The organism is Actinacidiphila sp. bgisy160 (assembly GCF_965342435.1).
Classification (GTDB): domain Bacteria; phylum Actinomycetota; class Actinomycetes; order Streptomycetales; family Streptomycetaceae; genus Actinacidiphila.
In genome coordinates this window covers 1-24,264 of sequence record NZ_CBDRCM010000067.1, presented here as the reverse complement: position 1 = coordinate 24,264, position 24,264 = coordinate 1, and the positions used below count along the sequence as shown (strand labels likewise).

Sequence of the window (24,264 nt, the reverse complement as noted above, 5' to 3'; positions counted from 1 at the left end):
AACGGTGACTCTCCGGCGCGCACGATCAGCGATCCGGATGCTCCGCCTGTCGGTGCGGCCTGGCCGGTGCGCGTGATCTCTCCACCAACGAGGAGGCCACCGTGGGACACGCGGTCGGTGATGTGCTCGGCCTGGCGGCCGCGGTCGCGATCAGTCCGCTCCCCATCGTGGCGATCATCCTCGTCCTTGCCACCCCGCAGGGGCGTCTGCACGGCACGCTGTTCGCGATCGGCTGGTTCCTGGGCCTGGCAGTCCTCGGCGCCATCATGCTCGTGGTGGGCGGCTCGGGCGGAGCGTCGACGCACAAGCATCCGGCCACGTGGGTGGGGGCCCTCAAGCTGGCCCTGGGCGTGGTACTCGTCCTGTTCGCCGTCCGGCAGTGGCGCGGACGTCCCCGCGACCGGTCACAGGCGCAGCTACCCCAGTGGATGGCGGCAATCGATCGCTTCACCCCCGTCAAGGTGCTCGGACTCGGGCTGCTGCTCTCGGCCGCCAACGCCAAGAACGCCCCCCTGACCATCGCTGCCGCCGCCTCGATCAGTTCGACCGGAATCTCCGTGCCACAGCAGATCGGGGCACTCGCGATCTTCGTGGTCATCGCCTCGCTCGGAGTCCTCGCGCCGCTCGCGGTCTACCTGTGCATGGGCGAACGCGCCAAGAGCATCCTTGCCGCCTGGCGGGACTGGGCCGCACTGCACAACGCCGCCATCATGGCCGCTCTCCTGTCCGTCCTCGGACTCAAGCTGCTCGGCGACGGGATCAGCGCCCTCGCGTCCTGACGAGATGCTGTGCCCATGGACGGCACGATGGCTGGCCGAGGGGCTTGACAACGCCGACGTGCCGCTGCGGACGAGACGCGCGCCGGGGCCACATGGGTCATTGTCCGGGCCGTTCGGGGGCATGAGACCTGGCTTCGGCGAGCCTCCCACACCGCCGGGGCACCGGTTGCCTACGGGTGTGGGTGCGCAGGCCGTCCATGCCGGAATACGACAGCGGTGCAGGACCTCGAGCTTGCCCCGCGCGGAGATGAGGAGAAGCCGGATACTCAAGGGATCAGCTCGTGCGGCGCTGTCGTCGATGGCGCTGGATTGGCCGAGCTCCCCATATCCCGGCGCCGAGGCGGCCCGACCTCACCCCGGGTGTCAGTGCCCGGCGCCACCATGGTCTGGTGCGCGGCCGGAGGACGCCGCCGGGACAAGGAGCCTTGAGATGACGCAGTATTTGATCTCGTTCAATGAAGGCGCGATGACCTTCCCCGAGGAGGACCTGCCCGACGTGGCCGCGGCCGCGCACGCGGTGGTCAAGGAGGCAAAGGACGCCGGCGTATGGGTGTTCGGCGCCGGGCTGACGGACCATGAGGAGGCGAGCGTGGTGGCCACCGACGGAACGGTCACCGGCGGCCCGTACCCGGCGAGCAACGAGTACCTCGGCGGATTCTCGGTCGTCGACGTGCCCTCACGCGAGGAGGCGCTGGAGTGGGCCGCCAAGATCGCCGTCGCCTGCCGCTGCGCTCAAAAGGTCCGCGAGTTCCTGCCCGACCCGACCATCTGAACGAGGGCCCTCGGCGACGAGCCAGGAGGTCGCATCCACACCGCATGACGCAGAAGACCTGAAGCCCAATCGGCCTGGCGATGCCCTGGAATGCGGGGGCGCGGGCCGGCCGAGCGCCTGTGTTTGCTTTCCGGACCGGTGCACAAGCGACTCACAAACCGCCGCGGTACGGGATCTTGCCGCCTGCTCGGAAGCCTGTTTCCCCACGTGGGCTTCCTCGGGGACTGGGCAGGGCCGTCTGCGGGCCGCCGTGCGATGCGAACCGGCACCGGGCTCAGAACTTCCCCCAAAGCACCCGAACGGGGTGGCTCAGCGCCTGTCCGAAGGCGGCCGTGGAGTGCGGATCGAGGGGCGGCCGGTCGTCGAACCGGAAGCCCGGGCAGGCGAAGGCGCTATGGCCGTCGGTCCACTCCCGGTCGGGAAGCGGGGTGCGGTGGGAGCACGTCGGGCAGTCGAGGGCGGCGGCGCCCGCGGTGAGCCTGTGCGCTCATCCGCGGGCCGCCACGGAGGCGGGTTCGGCCGGGGTCCGGAGGAGCGAGGACAGCTGGGCGAGCGCCGGCGGCAGCACCCAGTAGTAGACCCAGGTGCCGCGCCGTTCGGAACCGACCAGCCCCGCTTCGCGCAGCACCTTCAGGTGATGCGAGATCGTCGGCTGGGACACGTCGAACGGCGCGGTCAGGTCGCACACGCAGGCCTCGCCGCCCTCATGGGAGGCGATCAGGGACAGCAGCCGCAGCCGCACGGGGTCCGACAGCGCCTTGAACATGCGTGCCAGGGCGACGGCGTCGGTCTCGCCCAGCGGTTCGCGGACCATCGGCGAGCAGCACGCGACGGCCCGGTCGTCCTGCCCGAGGACCCTCAGCCCTGATTTCGACATGTGCCTATGTTGACTCCTGTCGATGCAGCTGGCAACCTCGGACCCATCGAGCCGTATCGACGGATGTCGATACAGATGCAGAGGGAGACCGTCATGTCCCGCGTTCAGCTCGCCCTGCGCGTCGCCGACCTCGAGGGGTCCATCGCGTTCTACTCCAAGCTCTTCGGCGTCGAGCCCGCCAAACTCCGCCCCGGCTACGCCAACTTCGTGATCACCGAGCCCCCGCTCAAGCTCGTCCTGCTCGAAGGCGAGGACGGCCTGGACACCCGCCTCGACCACCTCGGTGTCGAGGTGGAGTCCACCGAGCAGGTCACCGCGGCCACCCACAGGCTCAAGGAGGCGGGACTGGCCACCTTCGAGGAGAACGACACCTCCTGCTGTTACGCCCTCCAGGACAAGGTGTGGGTCACGGGCCCCGGCAAGGAACCGTGGGAGGTCTACGTCGTCAAGGCCGAGGCGGACACCCTCAGCAAGGACGCGGCCGGCGCACCGGCCGCGTGCTGCGGCTCCCACGGGCAGGCCGAGCCGGCACGGGACACCGCGCCGGCCACCGTCGGCGGCGCTTGCGCCTGCGGCCCTCGCTAGCACGCCCTCTTTCCGGTGCCCCGGCTTGATCGCGGACGCCGGTCCCGCGCGCCGGTAGGGGCGGTGCGCGGCGGGGACGGCTCCCGGGCCGGAAGACCGCCGGCAGGACCGCCGGCGCGTTGCGCGCCTCGGCCGTGAACTCCGCGCCCGAGTGCGACGTCGTTGTCGCCCACCACACGTGCCCGTCGGGCTGGCCGCACGGCGGCCCGACGCCGACGCCGACCGCGACGGCCCCCGCGATCGCCTCGGCGTCCACGGGCTCCTCCCCCATCGTCAGCAGCACGCCGTGGCCGTCGTGCGGGAGCGAGAGCAGGCCGTCGCCCTCGGAGTCGTGGGCGCAGCGTGGGCGCCCGAACCTGTCCGCCTCCATCCACGCGCCGCCGCACGACAGCGGCGAACGCTGACAGTGCGCACGCCCGCCCGGCATCCGCCGCCGCGATGAGTTCCGGCCTGGCCGGGAGTCTGTTCCGGTGACCGCCGCAACAGGCCGTACGACGCCGTACGACGGCGCCCGGCACGAGACACCCCGGAGAACACCATGACGACCACGCCCGACAACCAGGCCGGCGCGCAGCCCGGCCGCCCGCCCGTCGTCGACCTGGCCACCTGGCAGGCCGCCCGTGACGAGCTCCTGGTCCGTGAGAAGGCCCACACCCGCGAGGGCGACGCGCTCGCCGCGGCCCGCCGCCGACTGCCGATGGTCGAGTTCGACGGAACGGTGGAGGTCGTCGGTCCCGACGGCCCGGTCCCGTTCCTGGACCTGTTCCAGGGTCGCGACGAGCTCGCGGTCTACAAGCACATGTGGCACGACGGCGCGCCGCACCAGGGGCAGTGCGAGGGCTGCACCACCGCGGCGTGGCACCTGAAGGACGCCGTCTACCTCAACGCCCGCGGCGTGTCGTTCGCCATCCTGACCACGGGCCGGTGGGCCGAGGTCGCCTCATACGTCGAGTTCATGGGCTACACCCAGCCCTGGTACTCGGTGCGCGACGTGGCCGCACCGGTCGGCGGCGACATGGGTTACCTCACCTGCTTCCTGCGCGAGGGCGACCGCACGTTCCTCACCTACTCCACGACGGGCCGCGGCAACGAGCCGGTCAACGCGTCCTTCGGCCTGCTCGACATGACGCCCTACGGGCGCGGCGAGGCATGGGAGGACAACCCCGCGGGCCGGCCCAAGGGACGCGACGCGTGCTGGTACTGGCGCTCGGACGTGGAGGGGAACGCCACCTGGGGCCCGACCAGCCGCCCCGTGCCGCAGTGGACCCGCCCCGGCGCGACCCCGGTGGAAACCCTCGGCCGGCACGGCCACCACCACTGACCCGCTCGCGTCGAAGGCCTCGGCGCCCGCCCGGCGGGACGGGCGCCGGGCGGCTCGGGGCGCGACTACAGGGCCTCCGCCTCACTCCCCCAGCTCGCCGAGGTGGCGCCGGGACGACGAGGCGATCCAGGCCGCGGACACCCTGCTGCTGACCATCCCGAACCAGCTCGGGGTGGACTACAACGCCCATGTGCTGGACAGCATCCTCACCCATGTGGCACCGGAACTGGGCTGGCGCTGAACCCGGGCCGACGGACGGCGGATCGACGGGCCGCCCGAGCGGGCGGTGCCGCGGGTAGCCGGCGGATGACAAGTCCGCCTCGCCGGCCAACCGCGGCCAGGCCGCCGCGGTTGGCCGCCGGAGCACCCGGCGACGCGGAGCGGGCCACCGGCGACCGGCTCCGGAAACCGCACGCCCGGCAGCCGAGCGGTCAGCAGCCGCCGGCCTCCTGCGCGGTCGGCATACCCGGCACGGATGTGATCCAGCGGCGAAGCGCCACGCAAGCCGGAATGGGGCCGACCAGGAGGACGTACACCCAGAGCATGACGGCGAGATGAGAGATCGCGTGGTACTGCACCCGGGCGGGCATGAACGCGACCAGCCCCGAGCTCGCGACCGGCGGCCCATGTGGCGAGAACGATGAGCACGGCTTCGGACACGATCACTGCGATGCGCATGACGCCCCCGACGCCCCCGGACGTCCCATGCCTCCCGACGACCCGTCATCCTGCCCGGCGTTCACGCCACGGGGCAACATCTGACCGCGCTGTCCTGGTGCTGATCGCCGAGCCGCCCCGGGCGGACCACGACCGGTCGAGGGTCCGGGCCACTGGCTCGCCGGGAACCAGCCGGGGACACTCCTGCCGCGCCCCCGCGAAGTCGTCGAAGGCACGGGTGCGGGGAATGATCCGGCGGATTACCGTCGCCCTGATCAACATGCGGTCGAGCCGGTGGTCGGCGCCGGGGGCACCTCCAGGGCGAAGAGCATGTAGCTCATGCGGTTGCGGAGGAACTCGTCGGGGTAAAGGTCGCGGGCGCTCGGATCGACTTGCGGCTCGCTGATGACGGCCAGTCGGAAGCCGGCGGCGGTGAAGGCGTCGGTCATCGCCTGCAGCGGCCTGCGCCAGAACCTCATCGGGGCGGGCTGCCCCACCAGTTGGCCCCAGTCGTCGGTGTAGTCGGTGGTCTCGAAGTAGTTGGGCCGCGGATCTTGGATCACGTAGTCCACGAAAGGGTGTTGCACCGACGTGATCAGTCTTCCGCCGGGCCTGAGCACTCGCCTCATCTCGGCCAGCGTCGGCCCCCAGTCCTCCAGGTAGTGCAGCACCAGGGACGAGACGACCATGTCGAAAGCACCGTCGGCGAACGGCAGCGGGTCGCCCAGGTCGGCCACCCGCAGGTCCGCGTCGGCGCCCAGCCGGCGCCGCGCGAGCTCCAGCATCCCGGTGCTGGAGTCCAGGCCGGTGACGTGGGCGCCCCGTTCGCGCAGCGCGGCGAACAGGGGGCCGGCGCCGCAGCCGGCGTCGAGGATCCGGCGGCCGGCCACGTCCCCGGCGAGGGACAGCATCGCGGGCCGCTCGATGTAGGCGTTGCCGAGGCTGCTCTCGTTCAGGGTCGCGTACGACTCGGCGAAGCTGTCGTAGTCGTTCACCCGGGCCGGAGGGGTGGGCAGGGCATGGTCTTCGGCGGTGGGCACGTGGCGGTCTCCGTCTTGTCATCTCGGCGTACGCACGGGCGTCGTTCTGGAGATCGACGCCGATTCGGCACACCCCGGTTCCGGCCGTTGTCGTGCTTCTCGAAGACGGTGCGGCCTGCCTGCCGACGCCATCTACGTCGCGGACAGCCACAAGAACACCATGTGGGCCGTACCCACGGCAGGCGGCATGGCGCCGCCCCGGCTCACCGACCAGGCTCTCGCGCCGGTCCCGGATGCCGAGGCGTTCGGCGCCAACGGCCTGCGCTTCCACGACGGCGCCCGTGTGGGGGGCGAACTTCAGCGCGGGCACGCTGCTACGGGTGCCGGTCACCCGCTCCGGCGCCCCCCTCAGCGACCGTTCCGACGTGGTGCCGGCCGCGGTCAACGCCGCGAACCACATCCAGGTCGTCCACCCGCACGGCACCAGGACGACCGTGCTGACGGCGGCCGACGGGCTCACCTCGCCCACCGCCACCGCGCTGCGCGGCACTCCCCGTACATCACCGACGCCGGCTTGCAGAAACCCCATCACGCACAGCTGCAGAGCGCGCGGATCAACCCCGGCCCTGCGTCACCCCGCGGGCTCCTGACCCGGCCGGCCCCGGGGAGCCGCTCACGGCGGGCGGCTCCCCGGGGGCTTTCACGTCCTGGCTTCCCGCCGGCCGACGTGTCCGACGGCGTGGGCCAGCGAGCGCCACGTGACCACCGCCCAGGCCGCCACGAGCAGCACGTAGAGCACGACGGCGGCCCAGACGAAGAGCTGGGACCCGGTGCGGGTGGCGAGCGCACCGGTACCGGTGACGCAGGCCCCCAGCGGGAAGATGAAGGACCACCAGGTGGGCGCGAAGGGGAGCCCCGCGCGCAACTGCCGTACCGTCAGCGCCGCGGCGAGCGCCAGCCACAGCATCGCGAAGCCCCACAGGCCGATTCCGCCCAGCAGCGCGAAGGCCGCCGCGCCCCGCGCGTACGGCGCGGGCAGCGCGCTCGGCGCCGCGGTGGCGAGCGTGCCCATCGCCGTCACCGCCTGGTCGACGGCGCCCAGGCCGATCCACACCGTGGGCACCACCGCTCCCGTGGGTGCCTCGTGGTGGACCAGGCGGCTGTAGACCATCGCCAGCACCAGCAGGACCGCCACCAGGCCGAGTCCGAGCATGGCGTAGCAACCGAGCAGCAGGGCCAGCCGCGCCTGTCCGGCGGGTGCGTGCGGGACGAGCAGTGCGCCCGTCGCGGCGGAGACCAGCGGCGGCACCACCGGCATCAGCCAGCCGCCGAACGCGGCGTCCGGGGCGAAGCGGTGCCGGGTGACCATCAGGTACGGCACCGCGCAGGCCGTGGTCAGGCCGAGGACGGTGCCCAGTGACCACAGGACCCAGTCCACGTTCAGCGCCGTACGCGCTCCGAGCACCTGCAGGCCGAGCAGTTGCGCGCCGGCGCCCACCGTGAGCAGGGCCATCGGCGGCGCGCCGAGGAACTGGGCCAGCGCCGGGTGGGCGGCGTGGGACCGCAGGGCCCGCTGCCGAACATAGCCGGCTCCCAGGACGACCAGCAGCAGCGCGGCTCCCGCCCAGACCACCGTGGCCGCGTCACGAAGCCAGGGAGAGCTCCGCGGCAACGTCACCGCGGCGTTCGCGACGATCCCGGTGCCCATGACGGACGCGAACCAGCTGGGGCCGAGGTGCGGGCGCCGGGTCCCGGCCATCGCGGGCAGCCGGGGACGGGCATGGGTGGTGTGCCGAGGTCCCGGGGCGTTGTGGGACGGGAGTGTCCGGGTGTCGCAGGGGTGGGGTGTCACGGTGAAGAACGCTTCTTTCTCGAATCGGGAATCACCGACGGCAACCGGCAGACCGGCACACCGGACCGACAGCCCACGGACCGCTGCCGAAGCCGTCGGCTCGTCGGCCTCACGACGTTACGGTGACGCCCGGCTTCCGCCCCATCACAGCGTGTGCCACGAAGCCCTCACTTCAGGACGTCGGGGCATCGGACGCCGCGCTGGGGTCCTGATGTGACGCTCCCCCGGCATGCCCCGCCCTCCGCGTCGGCCCGGCACCGGCCTAGCGTCGGAGGTGCCACACGGTCAGCGGTGCGCTTCCCCCTCCGACAGGCCACGGGGGCGCTCCCCGCCGGGAGCGATGCGCCGGACGCCGAGGCCCTTGCCGCCTCGCCCACCATCGGCTGTCCCGAATGAGGAAAGAAGGCGATCCACACAGTGGCGTCGACATCAAGCGCCGAAGAGCCCGTACTGCACGGTCCGGAATTCGGCCTCAACGAATGGCTCGTGGACGAACAGTACGAGCGCTACCTGAACGATCCCGGGTCCGTCGACGAGAAGTGGAGGGACTTCTTCGTCTCCCCCGCCTCCGCGACGGGCCGGCGGGAACGTGGGGGCCCGCCGGCCCGGAATGAAGACGCGCAGGGCGCGGCGATCAAGGCCGTCCGCGTGGCCGCGCTCATCCACGCCTATCGGGTGCGCGGGCACTTGGCGGCCGGAACCGACCCCCTCGCCGCCGGGCAGTCGGCCGGGCACCCGGAGCTCGACATCACGGCGTTCGGGCTGCGGGACGAGGACCTGGACGTGGAGTTCGTCGTCGACGGTTTCGCCGGCCGGACCACCATGACGTTGCGCGGCGTGCTGGACGTCCTGCGCAAGGCCTACTGCGGGACGGTGGGCACCGAGTACATGCACATCCAGACCTTCGAGGAGCGCCGCTGGGTGCAGGAGCGGATCGAGACGCCTTCGCCCCGGCTGGACCGGGCCCAGCAGCTGCAGGTGCTCTACCGGCTGGGAGCGGCGGAGGCCTTCGAGACGTTCCTGCAGACCAAGTACGTCGGCCAGAAGCGCTACTCGCTCGAAGGCGGCGAGTCGGCCATCGTGCTGCTCGACGCCCTGCTGCTGCGCTGCATCGGGCGCGGGGTGGGCGAGGCCGTCATCGGGATGGCGCACCGGGGCCGGCTCAACGTGCTGGCCAACATCATCGGCAAGTCGTACAGGGACGTCTTCCACGAGTTCGAGAACTCGGTGGACATCCTGTCGGCCCAGGGAACCGGCGACGTGAAATACCACCTCGGCGCGGAAGGGACCTACCGCGCCCTGGACGGCGGCGCGATCGCCGTCTCCGTCGTGGCGAACCCCTCGCACCTGGAGCTCGTGGGGCCGGTGGCCGAAGGCGTCGTGCGCGCCAAGCAGGACCTGGCCGGTGACGACGGCGAGGCGTTCGCCGTCCTGCCGGTCGTCGTCCACGGCGACGCCGCCTTCGCCGGCCAGGGCGTGGTCGCCGAGACACTGAACATGTCGCGGCTGCCCGGCTACAGTACCGGCGGGACGGTGCACATCGTCATCAACAACCAGCTCGGTTTCACGACCTCGCCCGCCAACGGCCGCTCCGGCACCTACGCCACCGCCGTGGCACGGACGGTCGACGCCCCGGTCTTCCACGTCAACGCGGACGACCCCGAGGCCGTCGTCCGGGTCGCACGCACAGCCTTCGACTACCGGGAGGCGTTCCACAAGGACGTGGTCATCGACCTGGTCTGCTACCGGCGCCACGGGCACAGCGAGGTCGACGACCCGTCCATCACCCAGCCGGCGATGTACGACCGTATCGACGCCAGGCCTTCGGTGCGCAAGCTGTACGCCCGGGCGCTGGTCGACCGGGGGGACATCGACGAGTCGCAGGTGGAAGGCGCCCTGCGGGACTACCGGGAGCGCCTGGAGCGTGCCTTCGCCGAGACGCGGGCCCCGGCGGTGCCCGGCCCCCCGAGGCCCGTCGCAGCGGCGGTCTCCCGGGACGACACCGCCCCTCGCGTGCCGACCGCCGTCCCGGAGGCGACCGTCCGGCACGTCATCGCCGCCCAGACCGGTCAGCCCATGGACTTCACCGTGCATCCGCGCGTCCTGCCTCAACTCCGCAGGCGTACCACGATGCCGGACGCCGGCACGATCGACTGGGCCACGGCCGAGACGCTGGCGATCGGCTCCCTGCTCATGGAGGGGGTGCCGGTGCGGCTGGCCGGGCAGGACTCCCGCCGCGGCACCTTCGGCCAGCGTCACGCGGTGCTCACCGACCGGCGCACCGGCGCGGAGCACACCCCGCTGAACGGCCTCGGCCCGGGCGCCGCGGCCTTCTCCCCCTACGACTCGATGCTGTCCGAGATGGCGGCCCTGGCCTTCGAGTACGGCTACTCGCTGGAGCGGCCCGACGCCCTGGTCCTGTGGGAGGCCCAGTTCGGCGACTTCGTCAATGGCGCGCAGAGCGTTGTCGACGAGTACATCGCGTCGTCCGAACAGAAGTGGGGAGAGCGCTCCGGGGTGACGCTGCTGCTGCCCCACGGGCTGGAGGGGCAGGGGCCCGACCACTCGTCGGGCAGGATCGAACGGTTCCTCCAGCTGTGCGCGCAGGGGAACATGACCGTCGCCGTCCCGACGCTGCCCGGCAACTACTTCCACCTGCTCAGGCAGCAGGCGCTGGGGGAGGGCAGGAGGCCGCTGGTGGTGTTCACGCCCAAGTCCATGCTCCGGAGGAAGGAGGCCGTCTCCGGGCTGGCGGAGTTCACCACGGGCTCCTTCCGCCCGGTCATACCGGACGAGGGAGCGGACGCCCAGGTCCGGCGCGTGCTGCTGTGCTCGGGAAAGGTCTTCTACGACCTGGACGACCATCGGCGGAACGCCGGCCTGCGGGACACGGCGATCGTCCGGCTGGAACGTCCGTATCCCTTCCCGGAGGAAGAACTCGGCGCGGAACTCGCCCGTTTCCCGCGTGCTGCCGAGGTGCGGTGGGTGCAGGAGGAGGCGGGGAACCAGGGGGCGTGGTCGTTCGTGAGGCCGCACGTGGAACGGCTGGCGGGCCGCCCCCTCGGATGCGTCAGCCGGCCGCCCGCCTCAGCCCCCGCGGTGGGCTCCGCCCGGCGGCATGCCGCCGAGCAGAAGGAGCTCGTGGAGGCGGCCTTCCGCTGACCGGCCCCGCACGTGGCCAAGTGGACGGGTACCGGCCGACCCCGGGTGCCCCCTTCGAGGCCGCGGCCGGACGACCGACGGGAAAACGGATTCAGCCCAGGCCACGCTTCGGTTCGGAGTGACCGCCGTTCTGAGGGGCGTACCGAATGGCCGGTCACAGCCTGTCGTTGACAGGGTCCCCGCGCTGCGCGTCCGAGTCCGTGGCCGTCCGGCCCGGTGATGACAACGTCAGGCGGCTCCTCGGGAGCCTCCCCCCTGTTTCGCTCCCACGCGGTGTGCCGATGGGCCCGGCAGACGGTGTCGTCGACGGTGAGGTCCCGGGTGATCAGATCCCCCGCATCCGCCCGGGCCCGGAGCTGGGTGGAGACCCGCTGCCAGGTGCCGTCCCGCTGCGAGCGGCGGAACGGGTCATACACCCGGCCCCACGGCCCGTACCGCTCGAGCACGTCCCGCCGGGGCACGCCGGTGCGGACCCGGAATCGTATGCCGTCGAACAACTACCGCCGGGTCCACATCGCCGGCCGCCGACCTGCTTGCGCACGGGCAGCAGCGGCTCCGGCACGGCCCACTGCGTCCGTCAGATCTCCACGAGCCGCAGAGATCCTTTCCCACCAAGATCCACTCTCGGCAGACGCCCGCTGGACTACGACGAGCCCGCTGTCGCGCTCAGGTCGCCGGCGCCCAGACCGGTCGTCCGGAAACTGGCCCGAAACGCTGCCGGGGTCACACCCAGGTGTCGCACGAACGCCCTGCGGAGCGATTCGGGTGAGCCGAATCCGGTGCGCCGCGCGACGACCGCCGTGGGGTCGTCACCGCTCTCCAGCATCGCCTGGGCGGCCTCCAGCCTGACCTGCTCCACGTACCGCCCCGGACTGGTCCCCACCTCGTCGTAGAAGAGCCTCGTGATGTGACGGACGCTGACACCCGCCCTGCGGGCCATCGCGGACAGTGAGTGATTGGCCCCGGGGTTCTCCGCGACCGAGTCCAGCACCTCGCGGAGCATCTCCCGGCGCGGGTGCGGCACTCGCGAGCGTGCGCTGAACTGCGACTGACCGCCCGGCCGTTGCATGAAGACGACCATGTCCTTGGCGACCGATCGTGCGATCTTCGCCCCGTAATGCTCTTCGACGAGGGCCAGGGACAGGTCGATCCCGGCAGTGACACCGGCGGAGGTCATCATCTTCCCGTCACGCACGAAAATGGCGTCCGGCTCGACCTTCACGGACGGGTAGCGCAGGCCCAGTTCGCGGGTATGCCGCCAGTGGGTCGCCGCCCGCCGGCCGTCGAGCAGCCCCGCCGCGGCCAGGAAGAAGGCTCCCGTGCAGACCGATGCCGTGCAGCGGGCCTGCCGGCTCAGTTCGCGTACGGCGTCCAACAGGGCGTCGTCCTTGATCAGGGTCTCCCACTCAGGGCCACCCGGGATCACCAGGACGTCGCAGGGCTCGTGCAGGTCCTCGACCGACAGGTCCGCGCTGAGTCGCGTCCCGGCGGCGGTCACCACGTCCGCCCCGTCCTCGGACACGATCTGCACCCGATAGGGACCGCCGCACTCGTTCGCCGACGCGAAGACTTCGATGGGACCCGTCACATCGAGCAACCGCACCCCCGGGAAGACGAACACCCTCACCGTGAGCGGACCCGCTCCAGGGCGCTTGTGCAACATGGGGCACCTCCCGATCACGCGCCGCGGCCTGGCACCGGGCCCCCTGAGCCAGAACTGGGGCGACCTGCACGGCGCCGCGCCGCTCTCCGGCCTTCCACCTGCGATCGTGCGGCCGCCGCCCACACCGATGCCACGACCTGCTTGCTCTCTCCTGGGAGGCTGAACCTCCCAGTCCACGTCATGCGGCCGGCACCTGCGGGCGGGCACCCAGCAGCGCAAGGCAGTTGGCCCACAGCGGGCCGAGTGGCCCCGTGTTGTCGTACAGCTTCGCGAGCAGGACCCGGCCCTCAAGTTGCGCCACCACGGACCGGGCGGCCTCCCGGGGGTCGGAGACGGTCACCTCGCCCCGCTGCCGGGCCTCGGTGACGACGGATTCGACCATGCCGACCTGTGCTTCGAAGATCTGCCGGAGGCGTTCACGGACGACTCGGGTCTGTTCGCTCACCTCCACGGCGAGGTTGACGAACACGCAGCCGGCGACGGCGCCGCGATCCCGTTGTCCCTCACGCTGCTGGACGCTTGTGGCCTCGAACAGGATCCGCAGCCGTACCAGCGGCGCCGCGCCGGGCGCGAGGATACGGAGCCACATGCGCCGCTGCGCGTTCCACTGCTCATCGACGACGCTGAGCGCGAGCGCTTCCTTGGAGGCGAAGAAGTAGTGGAAGCTCCCCCTCGGTACTCCGGCCGCCCTGCAGATCTCCGCCAGCCCCGGTGCGGAGTAGCCGCGTTGCTCGAACAGTGAGTGGGCAGCGCTCAGAATCTTCTCTCTGGCATCGCTGGTGGGTCGCATGCGGAAACCATACGACCGGTCGCCTACTCCTGTAACAACGGTACGGGGTTCGCCGGGGTGCCCACACGTCTTCGTAACCCGGCTGCGCAGCAACTGGGTTGACGCCCCGCGGGCGAACGAAGCAGTCCCCGGGACCGCCCGCCCCGGTCGACGGCACGTCCACATGCGAGGGCCCGATGTCCACCATTGCCGCGACCGCCCTGGTGCCCGGCCGCGTTCCCATCTCACGGCACGAAACGAAGGCGGACCAGCCGCACATGACCCCGGGCTGCTGTTCACGATCGTCATCCTCATCGCGCTGCAGGCGAAGACGATCACCTCGCAGCCGCTGGACGTGGTCCGGATCGCACTGCCGCTGCCGGTGTACTTCGCGGTGATGCGGTTCGCACCTTCGCACTCGGCAAGGCCATCGGTCCGGCCTACGACCGCACCGCCACCCTCGCCTTCACCGCGGCCGGCGACAACTTCGAGCCGGCCATCGCCGTCGGCATCGCGACTTCGGCGTCACCTCCGGCCAGGGCACTGTCCGAAGTCGTCCGCCCGCTCATCGAGGGGCCCGTCCTGGTGGCGCTGGTGTACGTCTCGCCGGCCTGGCGACGGAAGTTCATGGCTGCGGCCGCTTCCTGACGCGCCGCGTGCGCAGGGGGCCGGCCGGCCCAGGGTTCGCCGCCGGCCGGCCCAGGCGGTGCGTACGCCACCGCCGACGCACCCAGTCCCCGGCCTCGCCCACCGCGACCAGCAGCACCGCTGACGCCGCGCACCCGGCAAGGCCCGCGGGCTGCCCCGACACCCGGCTCAGCAGCCACAGCACGAGCGTGAGTCCGGCCCACCACAGGAGGACCGAGACGGCCATGCGCCGGGGGTGCGTCGCCCCGCTCACGCGTCGGCCCTGTTCGCCCGGTGCGCCGCGAGGGCCGTGCCCGCACATCCTGCGACGGCGGGCACGCCGATGGCGGCAGTCGCGGCCATGATCGGCCCGGGGGAGGCGCCGGCCAGCCGCGGGACGGCGTTGGGCGGCGCGGCCCTGCAGAGGGCCGGCAGGGCCCAGCCCCGCGGGCGCGTCGGACCGAGCCGGGAGCGCAGGCGCTGCGGCACGTGACCGGTGAGCAGGGCGAGCGCGGTCGGAAGCAGAGTGAGGGAGCAGGCGGCGAGGCCGGCCCAGTGCCAGATCACGGGCGTCGTGGTCTTCCTGTGCGAATTCAGCGGCGGGTGGCGGCGGTCATGACGATGCCGGTGGTCAGCGTGGCAAGCCCGGTGACCAGGACGGGGAAGCCGGGGCCGGGCCGCACGTACAGGGCGGCCCCGGCCAGGGACAGCAACGCTCCCGCGATCGCCAGGACGGTCCCGATGCGGTGTTCGGACACGCTGTTGCTCACCTTCCGGTCGGATGGAGCTCAGGTGGTGGACAGCGGCGGCGGGTGCCGTGATGGATCAGGTGTGCGGCGAGCGTCCCGATCAGGTAGCGCCCAGGCCGCACCCGCGGGCCCGTCTGGGGCCGGCCGAGCAGGCAGGTCGCCGCGGCGGTCACGGCTCCGGCGGCCAGGGGGCGCCGGCTGGAGGCGAAGTCCCACTGGGCCCGGGCGCTGCCCGGATGGCGGAGTTCGCCGACCGCGGTCCTGATCATCAGGGCGGCAGCGATGACAGCGGGAGCCAGGAAGGCACGACCCATCAGCCCGGCGTACCGTCGCGCCGGTCCGGCCCGCTGGGCGCCGGGGCCTGCTGCTGGTAGACATCGGGGATGCCGTCGGCGTCCTCGTCGCGGTTCTCTTCCTCGTACAGGCGCCGGTAGACCCGGTTGCGCAGGCGCAGGAGCACCGCGGCCAGGAGGGCCGCGGCCAGTGAGGCGATCAGTACGGCGACCTTGACCTGCTCACCGAGCTCGATGCCGGGAAAGGCGAGTTCGCCGATGAGCAGGGCAACGGTGAACCCGATGCCGGCCAGGGTGGCGAGGCCGAAGACGTCCGCCCAGGCCAGGTCGGGGTTGAGCTGGGCGCGGGTGAAGCGGGCCGCGAGGTAGGTGCCGGCGAAGATCCCGAGCGTCTTGCCGACGACCAGACCCACCACCACGCCGAGGGGTTCGGGGCTGGTGAACACCTCGCCCAGCGCAGCGGCGGAGATCCCGACGCCGGCGGCGAACAGGGCGAACAGCGGCACGGCGATGCCCGCGGAGAAGGGATGCAGCAGGTGCCCGGTGCGCTCCGCGGGCGAGGTCTTCTCGCCCTTGTCGCGGGTGGTGCGCAGGATCAGGCCCATGGCGACGCCCGCGACTGTGGCGTGGACGCCGCCGTTGTACATCAGCGCCCAGATGGCGATGCCGAGCGGCACGTACCACCACCAGCCCGCAACGCGCTGCCGCTGCAGGATGGAGAAGACGACGAGTCCGGCGAAGGCTCCGGCCAGGGCGTAGGGGTTGAGGTCGGAGGTGAAGAACACGGCGATGACGAGAATCGCGCCGAGGTCGTCGACGACGGCGAGTGTCAGCAGGAAGGCCCGCAGCGCTGCCGGCACATGGGTGGAGAGGACTGCGAGAACGGCCAGGGCGAAGGCGATGTCGGTGGCCATCGGAACCGCCCACCCGTCCATACTGCCGCCGCTGACGCTCACGACGGCGGCATAGAGCGCGGCGGGCACGGCCATGCCGCAGACCGCGGCGATGACCGGCAGCGCGGCAGTGGCAGGGGTGCGCAGCTCGCCGACGACGAGTTCACGCTTCAACTCGATCCCGGCGACCAGGAAGAACACGGTCAGAAGCCCGTCCGAGGTCCAGTGGCCGACCGACAGGTCCAGGCCGAGCGCAGGGATCCCGAAATGGAAGTCGCGTATCTGCTCGTAGGCTCCGGACAGGGGACTGTTCGCCCACACCAGCGCAAGAACCGCGGCGCCGAGCAGGACCAGGCCGCCCACCGTCTCCGTCCGCAACGCCCGGGCGACCGCCTGCCGCTCCGGGAGGGGAATCAGACCGAGGAAGGGGGCGCGGGAGCGCGGGGCGGCGGGCATGGCGGGGCATCCTCCGGGGCGTCGACGGCACATGGGCACACGGCCCCTGTTCGCCGACCAGACTTCCCGGCACACCCCGCGCCCTTTTGACGCGTTCTTTACACCCTATCGGCGCGCCGGCCTCGTGCCCAGCCCACGAGGGGCGGCCACGCCGAGGACCCGGCCGTCCGGGCCCGGTACGCGGGCAAGCGGACGGGCCGCCGCGACGAGGTGGTCCTGGCCACCAAGGTCGGCCTGCCCATGGGCGAGGGCCCCAACCAGAGGGGCGCCTCCCGCCGCTGGATCACCACCGCCGTCGAGAACTCCCTGCACCGGCTCGGCACCGACCACATCGACGTCTACCAGCTCCAACGGCCCGACCCGGACACCGACCTGGAGGAGACCCTTTCCGTCCTGACCGACCTCGTCAGAGCCGGCAAGGTGCGCGCCATCGGCTCGTCGACCACGCCCGCCTCGGTGATCGTCCAGGCCCAGTGGGCCGCCGAACACGCCGGGCTGCAGCGGTTCCGCACCGAGCAGCCCCCGTACTCGATCCTGAACCGTGGCATCGAACGGGAGGTCCTGCCGCTCGCGCAGGAGTACGGCATGGGCGTCATGGTGTGGGGCCCGTTCGGCCAGGGCCTGCTGACCGGCCGGGTACGCAAGGGCGGTGACAACGACCTCAAGCGCGTCCAGTTCTCCCGTCACCTGTCCGACGAGCGCCGCATATCCGTCGTCGAACAGCTCGTCCCGCTCGCGAAGGAGGCCGGCCTGCCCATGACCCACCTGGCCATGGCCTTCACCATCGCCCACCCGGGCGTCAGCGCCGCGCTCCTCGGCCCGCGCACCATGGAACACCTCGACGACCTTCTGGCCGGGGCCGACGTCGAGCTGTCCGACGACCTCCTCGACCGGATCGACGAGATCGTCCCGCCGGGCACCGACGTCACCGCGCTCGACCAGGAATACCGGCCCCCGGCCCTGCTCGAGACCGCTCTCCGGCGTCGTCCCGCCGGCTCCGGTCGGCGGCCTGAGCCCCAGGGGCCCGGGGCAGTGTGCCCGGGGACGTGGTCCGGTCCCTGGCACACCGCGGGCAGGCGCACGCACTCCTACACCGACAGAACCGGCCCCGCTCCCGTCCCAAGCACCGGCTGGGAACCGGAAGACACCTTGCCCCACCTTGCGGAGCGCGCAACTCGCCCCACGGACACCTTCCCCGACGCCGCCGGGCCGCGCACCCGCCGACCGCCGGGCAGTGGCCGGTCGTGATCACTGGCGTCCGCGAACCGGACGATCACCAGGCGAGGTCGATACGAGGCCCTGACGGGCCCCTGCGGGCGCTGTGCGCCGAACTGTGGCCTGGGAAGCCCCCGGAGGCGGCACGGGATGGCGTGCCCCCCTACGCCTGCGAGCAGCCGCCGTCGCTGGATGCGACGACGGACTGCGCTGCGCTGCCGCGGTCAGCCGCGGACGATGTTCTCCGCCTGCGGGCCCTTCTGCCCCTGCGTCACGTCGAAGGTGACGTGCTCACCCTCCACGAGCTCGCGGTAGCCGTTGCCCGCGATGTTGGAGTAGTGGGCGAACACGTCCGGCCCGCCCCCGTCCTGTGCGATGAAGCCGAAGCCCTTCTCGGAGTTGAACCACTTCACGACGCCAGATGCCACTGTGTTCGTCCCTCACGTGCTGCTGATACGACGCACCCCATGGTGCGCCGTCGGGTCCCTTTGCTGGGGCCCCGGCCTTACTTACCGGATGATCGCCCCCTCGCGCCAGCGATAAGGGGCGTGTCAGGCGTCTCGTTCAGGTGTTTCCCGCACATCGGAGCAGCGCGTGCCGTGCTCCCCGGGGTCCGACCAGGCGGTGGGCATGCCCTGATCCGCTTGCCTCGTGCCGGTCCGGCAGGGCGCCGAGCGCGGACGTGACGCCGATGCCGCCGAGCACGGCCAGGTGCGGGCCCGGACGGCACACCACCGGCACAGCACACCGCGTAGACCCCGGGCGCCGCGCTCCGCTTCCCGGCATGCGACGCCCCCGCCCCGCCCCCGTTCCCGCAACCGACAGCGGCCACAAGGAGCACACACACCACCGCGGCTGCCCGCGACACGCTTACCCCACATTCCCCACCCAGCTCACAAGACGCACCGGAACGCAGCGGCAGCCGCGCAGCACCGGCGATGACCAGCGCATCTTTCCACCGGGGTACCGCCTCAACAACAGGATTGGGCCAAGGAGCAGAGATATCGTTCCGCCCCCGCGCCGACCGTCGTCGGTCCCACCAGATGGACCTTACGGGCGAGTTGACGAGTGCTGCGGCATAGTGGCCGTACGGCACGACGCCGTCGGCCGCCGTCCGGTTTCCTCCCGTGCAGTGTGGTAGCGCGTTCACCAACGCCACGGGATCTGACCCCGGCTCATCAGGCAACCCCATGCGCGGTGGTGGTGCTTCGCCTGGACGGCCGCAGGGAACAACGGCCCGGCGGAAGCCGGCGAGGCGGTGATGGCAGCACGTGCGGACGGTGACCGCTGCCGCCGGCACCACCCCCTCCCCGAAGAGAGCTCGGCTTCGCCGGACCTCAACCGTCTGGGGCGGTAGTGCCCTCCGGCACCGGACGACGTCGGCCGGCTGCCATTTCGGCTCGCGAGCACCCGCATTCTTTGCCTGCGCTCGACCCATTCGATGCCCCGAATTGACACATCCGACATGCAGATCATATGTGGCAGCATGGGACATGTGGTACTTGCTGAAGACAGGCGAGAGGAGTGCACCATGATCGCAAAGCTGCTCAGCAAGCTGTCCTTCGCCCGCCATTACGGTGCGTACGGGGCCCACGAGTGGGATGCGTACGCTGGCGACGACTCAGCCTGACCCCATCGCCGGCGGGCGCCCCTGGGCCCCCGCCGGCTTCCGATACTCTGCCGACGACATCGGCCTGGACGGATACGAGAGCCAGGAACGATCTCATGGGCCGGACGAATGTGCCGCCGCGGTTGCCCAAGGGGGGCTTCGCCGCCTGGAGCCGCGACCGACTGTCCGTGGCGCGCCGCGGTGCCGAGGAGTGCGGGGACGTCTGGCAGCTGGAGCCGGGTGTCTACGTAGCCGCCGCGGCCGGGCCGTGCGAAGCGGTCCTGCGCCGTTCGCGGGACTTCCCCAAGGCACCCTCGCCACTCTTCCCGCCGTTGAACCGGTCGAGCGGAGCGCCGACTCCCGAGGAGCGTGCGGGCGCTCACGCCGCGCGCATGCGCGGACTGCGCGCGCATGCGGTTGCCGCCCGGATCGGTGAGATCGCGCCCAGGACCGCTCGATTCGCCGACCAGTGGCCCACGGACCAGGACGTCGAGATCCTGCCCCCGCTCCGGCACACCCTGGCGGAGACAGGTGTGCACTACCTGTTCTCCGAAGACGCTCCGACCCTGCTGCCGTATGCCGCACGGCTCTTCCTCGCCCGGGAGGTGCTCGCACGCCCCTCGCGCTGGGCATGGCCGAGCTGGATCCCCACCCCGGCACGGCGGTTCCGCACGCGGCAGCAAGTCGCCTTCACCGACGCCCTGCGGCCCGTCGTCCGCCGGCGCCGTGCGTCGGGCCGGCTCGGTGACGACATGCTGGGACAGATGCTCCGGTCCTCCCCCCGCCACGGCCCGCTGCCGGAAGAGGCCGTCCTCGACACCCTCCCCGGAATCACCGTCGCCACCTTCGAGACACCTTCCCGGGCAGCAGGATGGATCCTCCTCCACCTGGCGCGGCACCCCCGGGCAGCGGACCGCGTCGCGGCAGAAGCGGCCTTGCTGCCCGCCGACCCGGCCGCGACGACGAGCGCCCACCTCGACAGCCTGCGGTACACCCAGGCACTGGTACGCGAGGTGCTCCGGCTGCACCCCCCGAGCTGGCTGCTGACCCGGCGCGCCACGCGGGAGACCCAGCTCGCCGGCTACACCATCGACGCCGGGTCCACCGTTCTCGTCTGCCCCTACACCGCGCACCGCGATGCGCGGGAACACCCCGAGCCGGACGAGTTCCAGCCCGAGCGCTGGCTCGATGACCCGGACTCCCCGGCGACGTCCGGGGCCTTCCTCGCCTTCGGCACCGGGCCGCACGGCTGCGAGGGAACCGCCTTGGCCATGGCGATGCTGACACTCCTGACCGCGCAGACCGCCCGCCGGTACCGCTTGAGCGAGCCGCCCGGACCGGGACCCGGCTACCAGGTCGCCACCTTCGGAGGTCTCGCGACCGTCGGCTTGCGCCTGCGTGCAACCCTGAGGAGTTGAGGGCACGAAGCGGTCCACGCGCACCGCGAGGCAAGGCTTCGTCACCGGCGGCCGGCCCCGGTGACCAGCCCTCGCCGGTGACGCCAGGGCGCCGCGATCCCCTCTCGCGGAGCCGGGGCCGCGGGGACCCCAGCGGTCCGGTTCCCTCTTCTCACTCAGCGCAGTTCCTCGGCCAGTCCGACGATGATGCCCTCCGGGCCGCGGAGGTAGCAGAGCAGATAGCTGTCCTCGAACCTGGCGATCCCGCCTACGAGTTCGGCGCCGTGAGGGCGCAGGCGGGCAACGGTGTCCTCGATGTCGTCGACGGCGAACATGACGCGGTGCGTGCCCGAAATGTTGTGCGGCCGGTTGCGTGGCCCGGAGCTGATCGCCGCGGGGCTGCGGTACTTAGCCAGCTCGAGCCGGCTGTGACCGTCCGGGGTCCGGACCATCGCGATGTCACAGCGGACGCCGTCGAGTCCGGTGCACCGGTCCGCGAAGGGGCCCTCGACCTCCGCCCTGCCCTCCAGCTCCATACCGAGTTCCACAAAGAACGCGATGGCGGCATCCATGTCCTCGACGACGATGCCGACGTTGTCCATCCGCTGAATCGCCATGCTGGGTCTTCCTTCTTCCTCGTGCGGCCGGTGGCGGCCGCTGACGTCCCTGGGACGGAGCCGGTGGCACGTTCTCGACATCCGCGGACCGCCGGACTCCGGAGCCGTGGACCCTGTGATACCGACCATCGGCCGCCCACTCAAACGTCCAGACCGGAAGTAGAAAGACCGTTCTATACTGCAGTCATGTCGAAGGCTACGCACGCATCCGCACCGGTTCGCCGGTCCGAGGCCCGTGAGCGGTTGCTGAGCACGGCGAGCAGGCTCTTCTACGGTGAGGGCATCCGGGCCATCGGGGTGGACCGCGTCATGGCGGAGGCGGATGTCGCGCGGGGCACCTTCTACCGGCATTTCGAGGGCAAGGACGACTTGGTGCGTGCCTACCTCGAAGCCACGGATCAGGCGATCCGGGGGCGGGTCGGCGCGGCCGGAGAAGTCATCGTCTCGCCGGCCGACTTCCTTGCCGCCGTGGCGCACGGCATAGGCGAGGAGGTCTGCGGCGCGGGGTTCCGGGGCTGTCCGTTCATCAACGCCGCGGCTGAGTACCCGGACCGCGAAAGCCCCGTTCATCAGGCCGTGCTGCGACACCGCGCCTGGTTCCGTGAGGTGCTGCAGGGTGCCTTCCAACGGCTCGGGGCAGCCGATCCCCCGCGGTCGGCCGACGCCATGGTGGCCATGCGGGACGGTGCGATGGTGGCCGGCTACCTCGGCGACGCCCGGGCCGCGCGTGCCGTCCTGGAGCACGGCGTCGCCGCGCTCGTGGCGGCCGGCTGACGCTTCCCCCTGCTGCTGAAACGCGGCCGGGCCCCCTCCCCTACGTGAAGGGAGCAGGCCGGCGGGCAGCAGGTAGGTCAGCGCGTGGTCGTCGCGGCCTTCTCTATGAGGCGCGTCACCGCCTTGGGGTCGGTCAGGTGAACGGCGTGCGGGGCGTCGGCCTCGACGGTGCGGGCATGCGCCCGTGCGGCCATGAACCGCTCGGCGGCGGCGGGTATCGCCCGGTCGTCGCGGGCGACGAGGTACCAGGAGGGGATGGTCTTCCAGGCCGGGGTCGTGGCGGAGGGCTCGCCGACAGCCTGCGCGGTGAGCGGACGCTGCGTGGCGGCGAGTGCGGCGGCCTTGCTCTTGCTGACGCGGTTGCTCATGAAGACGTCGCGGAACTTGTCGGGCTTGATGTAGAGGTCGACACCGGTACCGCCGTCGGCCTGGGTGAAGGGGACGGCGTTCAGGGCCGTGGGCACGGGGGCGTTGGGGTCGTCACTGAGGTGACTGCCAGGGAACTTGCCCACCAGGTCCGCGATGCTCTCGCCCTTGTCCGGGGCGAAGGCGGCGACGTAGACGAGAGCCTTGACGTGGGGATTACCGGTGGCGGCGTTGGTGATGACGGCGCCGCCGTAGGAGTGGCCCACCAGGATGACGGGGCCGTTGATCGTCTTGAGGTAGTCGGCCAGGTAGGCGGCGTCGCTGCGCAGGCCGCGCAGCGGGTTGGCGGGGGCGGCGACCGTGTAGCCGTCGGCCTGCAGGCGCTTGGCGACGCCGGTCCAGCCGGCGGAGTCCGCCCAGGCGCCGTGGACGAGGACGACGGTCGGCTTGACCCCGGGCCTGCCCGCGGGCTTGGCGTGATGGTCCTGGGTGGCGGAGGCGGTCGTGGCCAGGCCGGCGGCCAGGGCGAGGCCGGCCGCGCTCACGGCGGCGAGACGGGCACGTCGGACGGGGCGACGGTGAGACATCGTTTCTCCAGAGGGATGCGGACAGCAGGCCAGCGCGCTTAGTAGATAGAACGTTCTGTCTACTGAACCTAGTACGGAGACCTCGCCGGGGGCAACGCGGAGCGGCGAGCGGTGGGTCACATCACGGAGAGTGCGCGCCCCGCGCAGGTGCGGTGCGATCGCGGGCAGATGACGGGCGTCGGCCTGTCGGTGTCGTTCACCGGATCGCCGGTGCAGCCACGGGCGTTCGGGGCGGGGAATTCGGCGTCCTTGGGGAGGACGGTGTGCCGCAGGCGGGCGGCCTCGGCCACATGGTGGCGCAGGTGGCTCCCCAGTGACTCGCCACTCGCCTTCTCCACGACCATTCCGAGCAGCACGTAATTGGTGTTGCGGTACTGGTACTTCGTGCCGGGAGCGGACTCCGGGGAGTGCTTGAAGGCGTACGGAAGCAGTTCGGAGGGCTTCCACTTCCGGTGCGGGTTCGTTGCCCAGGCCCTCCCCCAGTCGGGATCTGCCATGTACTCCGCGAGTCCGCTGCGCATCCCCAACAGATGCCTCAGCGTGACGCGGTGTCCCTGGGGCACACCTCGCACGTACTTCGCTATCGGGTCGTCCAGACGCACCGTCTTCCGGTCCACCAACTGGAGGACCGCGGTGGCGGTGAACGTCTTGGTGACACTGCCGATCCTCATGTTGACGCGGGGGGGACATCGGGGCCTTGGTGCGCTTGTCCGCGACTCCGAAGGCGCGCACGTAGTTCCCCTTCCCGGGTATCGAGAGGCTGACGACCGCGCCCGCGACCCGCGCCTGACGCATGACCCGGGCGACCGCACGGTCGAGTTGTGCGCACCGCCGGGGTGAGCCGCCGTGCCGCGGTGCCGTGGGAGGCAGAAGGCGCCGGCTTGGCGGACCTGACACCGGCCGGATGCTCCGTGGGACCGAGAGCATGCGCCGCGGGGGCGATCGAGAGGAGTACACCGGCACTCAGGACCGCCGCGACGACTGCGTTGCGACGGGTGGTTCGACGACGGCCGGTGCCACCAAGGATTGGTCGGGCATTCCGCGCTCTTTCTGATGGGGGCGGCCTCGGTCGGCCACTCGGTGTGCTTCAAGCGTCGGCTCTTTGCGGATGCCTGGTCTCGCCCGCACGGACGCTTCTCGGCCTCCGCCACAGGGATGAGCCGGCACGGGCTCTCCACCGACAGGGCCTCCCTCCGGGCATGGGGTATGCGCGCGGGCCGTCGTTCCCCGCCGTCCCGGTGGCGGGTTGTCGTGGTCAGTCGTG

The 24,264-nt window shown here is 71.6% G+C and carries 23 protein-coding genes and 3 pseudogenes; 11 read left to right on the top strand and 15 right to left on the bottom strand.

The features are described from left to right. Nucleotides 1-101: 101 nt before the first annotated feature. Both ACRWNP_RS32895 and ACRWNP_RS32890 read left to right on the top strand, forming a co-directional pair. Nucleotides 102-779 (top strand): GAP family protein, encoded by a 678-nt coding sequence (locus ACRWNP_RS32895; protein ID WP_431967934.1) that lies wholly within the window; start codon nucleotides 102-104, stop codon nucleotides 777-779. A gap of 430 nt (nucleotides 780-1,209) precedes the next feature. Beyond that, complete coding sequence (locus ACRWNP_RS32890; RefSeq protein ID WP_431967932.1) at nucleotides 1,210-1,551, top strand: YciI family protein; 342 nt, start codon at nucleotides 1,210-1,212, stop codon at nucleotides 1,549-1,551. A 487-nt stretch (nucleotides 1,552-2,038) separates the two neighbouring features. Here the strand turns inward: ACRWNP_RS32890 and ACRWNP_RS32885 are convergent, their stop codons facing one another. Further along, nucleotides 2,039-2,428: an ArsR/SmtB family transcription factor gene (locus ACRWNP_RS32885; RefSeq protein WP_431967930.1), complete on the bottom strand. Its 390-nt coding sequence runs from the start codon at nucleotides 2,426-2,428 to the stop codon at nucleotides 2,039-2,041. A gap of 93 nt (nucleotides 2,429-2,521) precedes the next feature. On the opposite strand from ACRWNP_RS32885, the gene ACRWNP_RS32880 reads away from it, so the two are divergent. From ACRWNP_RS32880 to ACRWNP_RS32870, 3 genes and pseudogenes are all read left to right on the top strand, one after another. Continuing rightward, nucleotides 2,522-3,013, top strand: coding sequence for an ArsI/CadI family heavy metal resistance metalloenzyme (locus tag ACRWNP_RS32880; protein ID WP_431967928.1), 492 nt, complete (start codon nucleotides 2,522-2,524; stop codon nucleotides 3,011-3,013). A 538-nt stretch (nucleotides 3,014-3,551) separates the two neighbouring features. Continuing rightward, on the top strand, nucleotides 3,552-4,334 hold the full coding sequence (locus tag ACRWNP_RS32875; RefSeq protein WP_431967926.1) for a DUF899 domain-containing protein: 783 nt from the start codon (nucleotides 3,552-3,554) through the stop codon (nucleotides 4,332-4,334). A gap of 115 nt (nucleotides 4,335-4,449) precedes the next feature. Beyond that, a pseudogene (locus ACRWNP_RS32870) lies at nucleotides 4,450-4,575 on the top strand (LLM class flavin-dependent oxidoreductase); the annotation flags it as partial. 190 nt (nucleotides 4,576-4,765) lie between these two features. Here ACRWNP_RS32870 and ACRWNP_RS32865 read toward each other — a convergent pair. Together ACRWNP_RS32865 and ACRWNP_RS32860 are read right to left on the bottom strand one after the other, a co-directional pair. Beyond that, nucleotides 4,766-4,924: a hypothetical protein gene (locus ACRWNP_RS32865; RefSeq protein ID WP_431967924.1), complete on the bottom strand. Its 159-nt coding sequence runs from the start codon at nucleotides 4,922-4,924 to the stop codon at nucleotides 4,766-4,768. 342 nt (nucleotides 4,925-5,266) lie between these two features. Beyond that, nucleotides 5,267-6,031 (bottom strand): class I SAM-dependent methyltransferase, encoded by a 765-nt coding sequence (locus ACRWNP_RS32860; RefSeq protein WP_431967922.1) that lies wholly within the window; start codon nucleotides 6,029-6,031, stop codon nucleotides 5,267-5,269. A 281-nt stretch (nucleotides 6,032-6,312) separates the two neighbouring features. Between ACRWNP_RS32860 and ACRWNP_RS32855 the strand changes: the two genes are divergently transcribed. Beyond that, nucleotides 6,313-6,621 carry a hypothetical protein gene (locus tag ACRWNP_RS32855; protein ID WP_431967920.1) on the top strand — a complete coding sequence of 103 codons (309 nt, stop codon included), beginning with the start codon at nucleotides 6,313-6,315 and terminating at the stop codon, nucleotides 6,619-6,621. 50 nt (nucleotides 6,622-6,671) lie between these two features. On the opposite strand, the gene ACRWNP_RS32850 is transcribed toward ACRWNP_RS32855, so the two are convergent. After that, the gene (locus ACRWNP_RS32850) at nucleotides 6,672-7,823 is read right to left on the bottom strand and encodes a TDT family transporter (protein ID WP_431967918.1); all 1,152 of its coding nucleotides are present in this window, start codon (nucleotides 7,821-7,823) and stop codon (nucleotides 6,672-6,674) included. 417 nt (nucleotides 7,824-8,240) lie between these two features. Here ACRWNP_RS32850 and ACRWNP_RS32845 point away from each other — a divergent pair, with 417 nt between their 5' ends. Continuing rightward, complete coding sequence (locus ACRWNP_RS32845; protein ID WP_431967916.1) at nucleotides 8,241-10,985, top strand: multifunctional oxoglutarate decarboxylase/oxoglutarate dehydrogenase thiamine pyrophosphate-binding subunit/dihydrolipoyllysine-residue succinyltransferase subunit; 2,745 nt, start codon at nucleotides 8,241-8,243, stop codon at nucleotides 10,983-10,985. A gap of 643 nt (nucleotides 10,986-11,628) precedes the next feature. Here ACRWNP_RS32845 and ACRWNP_RS32840 read toward each other — a convergent pair. Both ACRWNP_RS32840 and ACRWNP_RS32835 read right to left on the bottom strand, forming a co-directional pair. Further along, the gene (locus ACRWNP_RS32840) at nucleotides 11,629-12,648 is read right to left on the bottom strand and encodes a GlxA family transcriptional regulator (RefSeq protein ID WP_431967914.1); all 1,020 of its coding nucleotides are present in this window, start codon (nucleotides 12,646-12,648) and stop codon (nucleotides 11,629-11,631) included. A gap of 178 nt (nucleotides 12,649-12,826) precedes the next feature. Then, the gene (locus ACRWNP_RS32835) at nucleotides 12,827-13,438 is read right to left on the bottom strand and encodes a TetR/AcrR family transcriptional regulator (protein WP_431967912.1); all 612 of its coding nucleotides are present in this window, start codon (nucleotides 13,436-13,438) and stop codon (nucleotides 12,827-12,829) included. Between the two features lie 265 nt (nucleotides 13,439-13,703). On the opposite strand from ACRWNP_RS32835, the pseudogene ACRWNP_RS32830 reads away from it, so the two are divergent. Continuing rightward, nucleotides 13,704-14,065, top strand: a pseudogene (locus ACRWNP_RS32830) (arsenic resistance protein); the annotation flags it as partial. Here ACRWNP_RS32830 and ACRWNP_RS32825 read toward each other — a convergent pair. From ACRWNP_RS32825 to nhaA, 5 genes are read right to left on the bottom strand one after another with little or no spacing between them, the layout of a single operon-like run. Beyond that, a complete protein-coding gene (locus ACRWNP_RS32825) occupies nucleotides 14,043-14,291 on the bottom strand; it encodes a hypothetical protein (protein ID WP_431967910.1) in 249 nt (82 codons plus the stop codon). The pseudogene ACRWNP_RS32830 and the gene ACRWNP_RS32825 overlap by 23 nt on opposite strands. 23 nt (nucleotides 14,292-14,314) lie before the next feature. Beyond that, nucleotides 14,315-14,611 (bottom strand): hypothetical protein, encoded by a 297-nt coding sequence (locus tag ACRWNP_RS32820; RefSeq protein ID WP_431967908.1) that lies wholly within the window; start codon nucleotides 14,609-14,611, stop codon nucleotides 14,315-14,317. Between the two features lie 26 nt (nucleotides 14,612-14,637). Further along, nucleotides 14,638-14,802 carry a hypothetical protein gene (locus ACRWNP_RS32815; RefSeq protein WP_431967906.1) on the bottom strand — a complete coding sequence of 55 codons (165 nt, stop codon included), beginning with the start codon at nucleotides 14,800-14,802 and terminating at the stop codon, nucleotides 14,638-14,640. Between the two features lie 8 nt (nucleotides 14,803-14,810). Continuing rightward, nucleotides 14,811-15,107 (bottom strand): hypothetical protein, encoded by a 297-nt coding sequence (locus ACRWNP_RS32810; RefSeq protein WP_431967904.1) that lies wholly within the window; start codon nucleotides 15,105-15,107, stop codon nucleotides 14,811-14,813. Further along, complete coding sequence (nhaA, locus tag ACRWNP_RS32805; RefSeq protein WP_431967902.1) at nucleotides 15,107-16,435, bottom strand: Na+/H+ antiporter NhaA; 1,329 nt, start codon at nucleotides 16,433-16,435, stop codon at nucleotides 15,107-15,109. Before nhaA ends, ACRWNP_RS32810 begins: the two co-directional genes overlap by 1 nt. 192 nt (nucleotides 16,436-16,627) lie before the next feature. Between nhaA and ACRWNP_RS32800 the strand changes: the two are divergent. After that, a pseudogene (locus tag ACRWNP_RS32800) lies at nucleotides 16,628-17,425 on the top strand (aldo/keto reductase); the annotation flags it as partial. 449 nt (nucleotides 17,426-17,874) lie between these two features. Here the strand turns inward: ACRWNP_RS32800 and ACRWNP_RS32795 are convergent. Next, nucleotides 17,875-18,078: a cold-shock protein gene (locus tag ACRWNP_RS32795; protein ID WP_431946767.1), complete on the bottom strand. Its 204-nt coding sequence runs from the start codon at nucleotides 18,076-18,078 to the stop codon at nucleotides 17,875-17,877. 1,297 nt (nucleotides 18,079-19,375) lie between these two features. On the opposite strand from ACRWNP_RS32795, the gene ACRWNP_RS32790 reads away from it, so the two are divergent. Continuing rightward, a complete protein-coding gene (locus tag ACRWNP_RS32790; protein ID WP_431967900.1) occupies nucleotides 19,376-20,677 on the top strand; it encodes a cytochrome P450 in 1,302 nt (433 codons plus the stop codon). 155 nt (nucleotides 20,678-20,832) lie between these two features. Here ACRWNP_RS32790 and ACRWNP_RS32785 read toward each other — a convergent pair whose 3' ends face one another. Further along, on the bottom strand, nucleotides 20,833-21,273 hold the full coding sequence (locus tag ACRWNP_RS32785) for a VOC family protein (RefSeq protein ID WP_431967898.1): 441 nt from the start codon (nucleotides 21,271-21,273) through the stop codon (nucleotides 20,833-20,835). 186 nt (nucleotides 21,274-21,459) lie between these two features. Between ACRWNP_RS32785 and ACRWNP_RS32780 the strand changes: the two genes are divergently transcribed. Continuing rightward, on the top strand, nucleotides 21,460-22,047 hold the full coding sequence (locus ACRWNP_RS32780) for a TetR/AcrR family transcriptional regulator (protein ID WP_431967896.1): 588 nt from the start codon (nucleotides 21,460-21,462) through the stop codon (nucleotides 22,045-22,047). Nucleotides 22,048-22,124: 77 nt separating this feature from the next. Here the strand turns inward: ACRWNP_RS32780 and ACRWNP_RS32775 are convergent, their stop codons facing one another. Both ACRWNP_RS32775 and ACRWNP_RS32770 read right to left on the bottom strand, forming a co-directional pair. Further along, the gene (locus ACRWNP_RS32775) at nucleotides 22,125-23,000 is read right to left on the bottom strand and encodes an alpha/beta fold hydrolase (protein WP_431967894.1); all 876 of its coding nucleotides are present in this window, start codon (nucleotides 22,998-23,000) and stop codon (nucleotides 22,125-22,127) included. 116 nt (nucleotides 23,001-23,116) lie between these two features. Further along, nucleotides 23,117-23,671, bottom strand: coding sequence for a serine hydrolase domain-containing protein (locus ACRWNP_RS32770; protein WP_431967892.1), 555 nt, complete (start codon nucleotides 23,669-23,671; stop codon nucleotides 23,117-23,119). Between the last annotated feature and the right edge of the window lie 593 nt (nucleotides 23,672-24,264).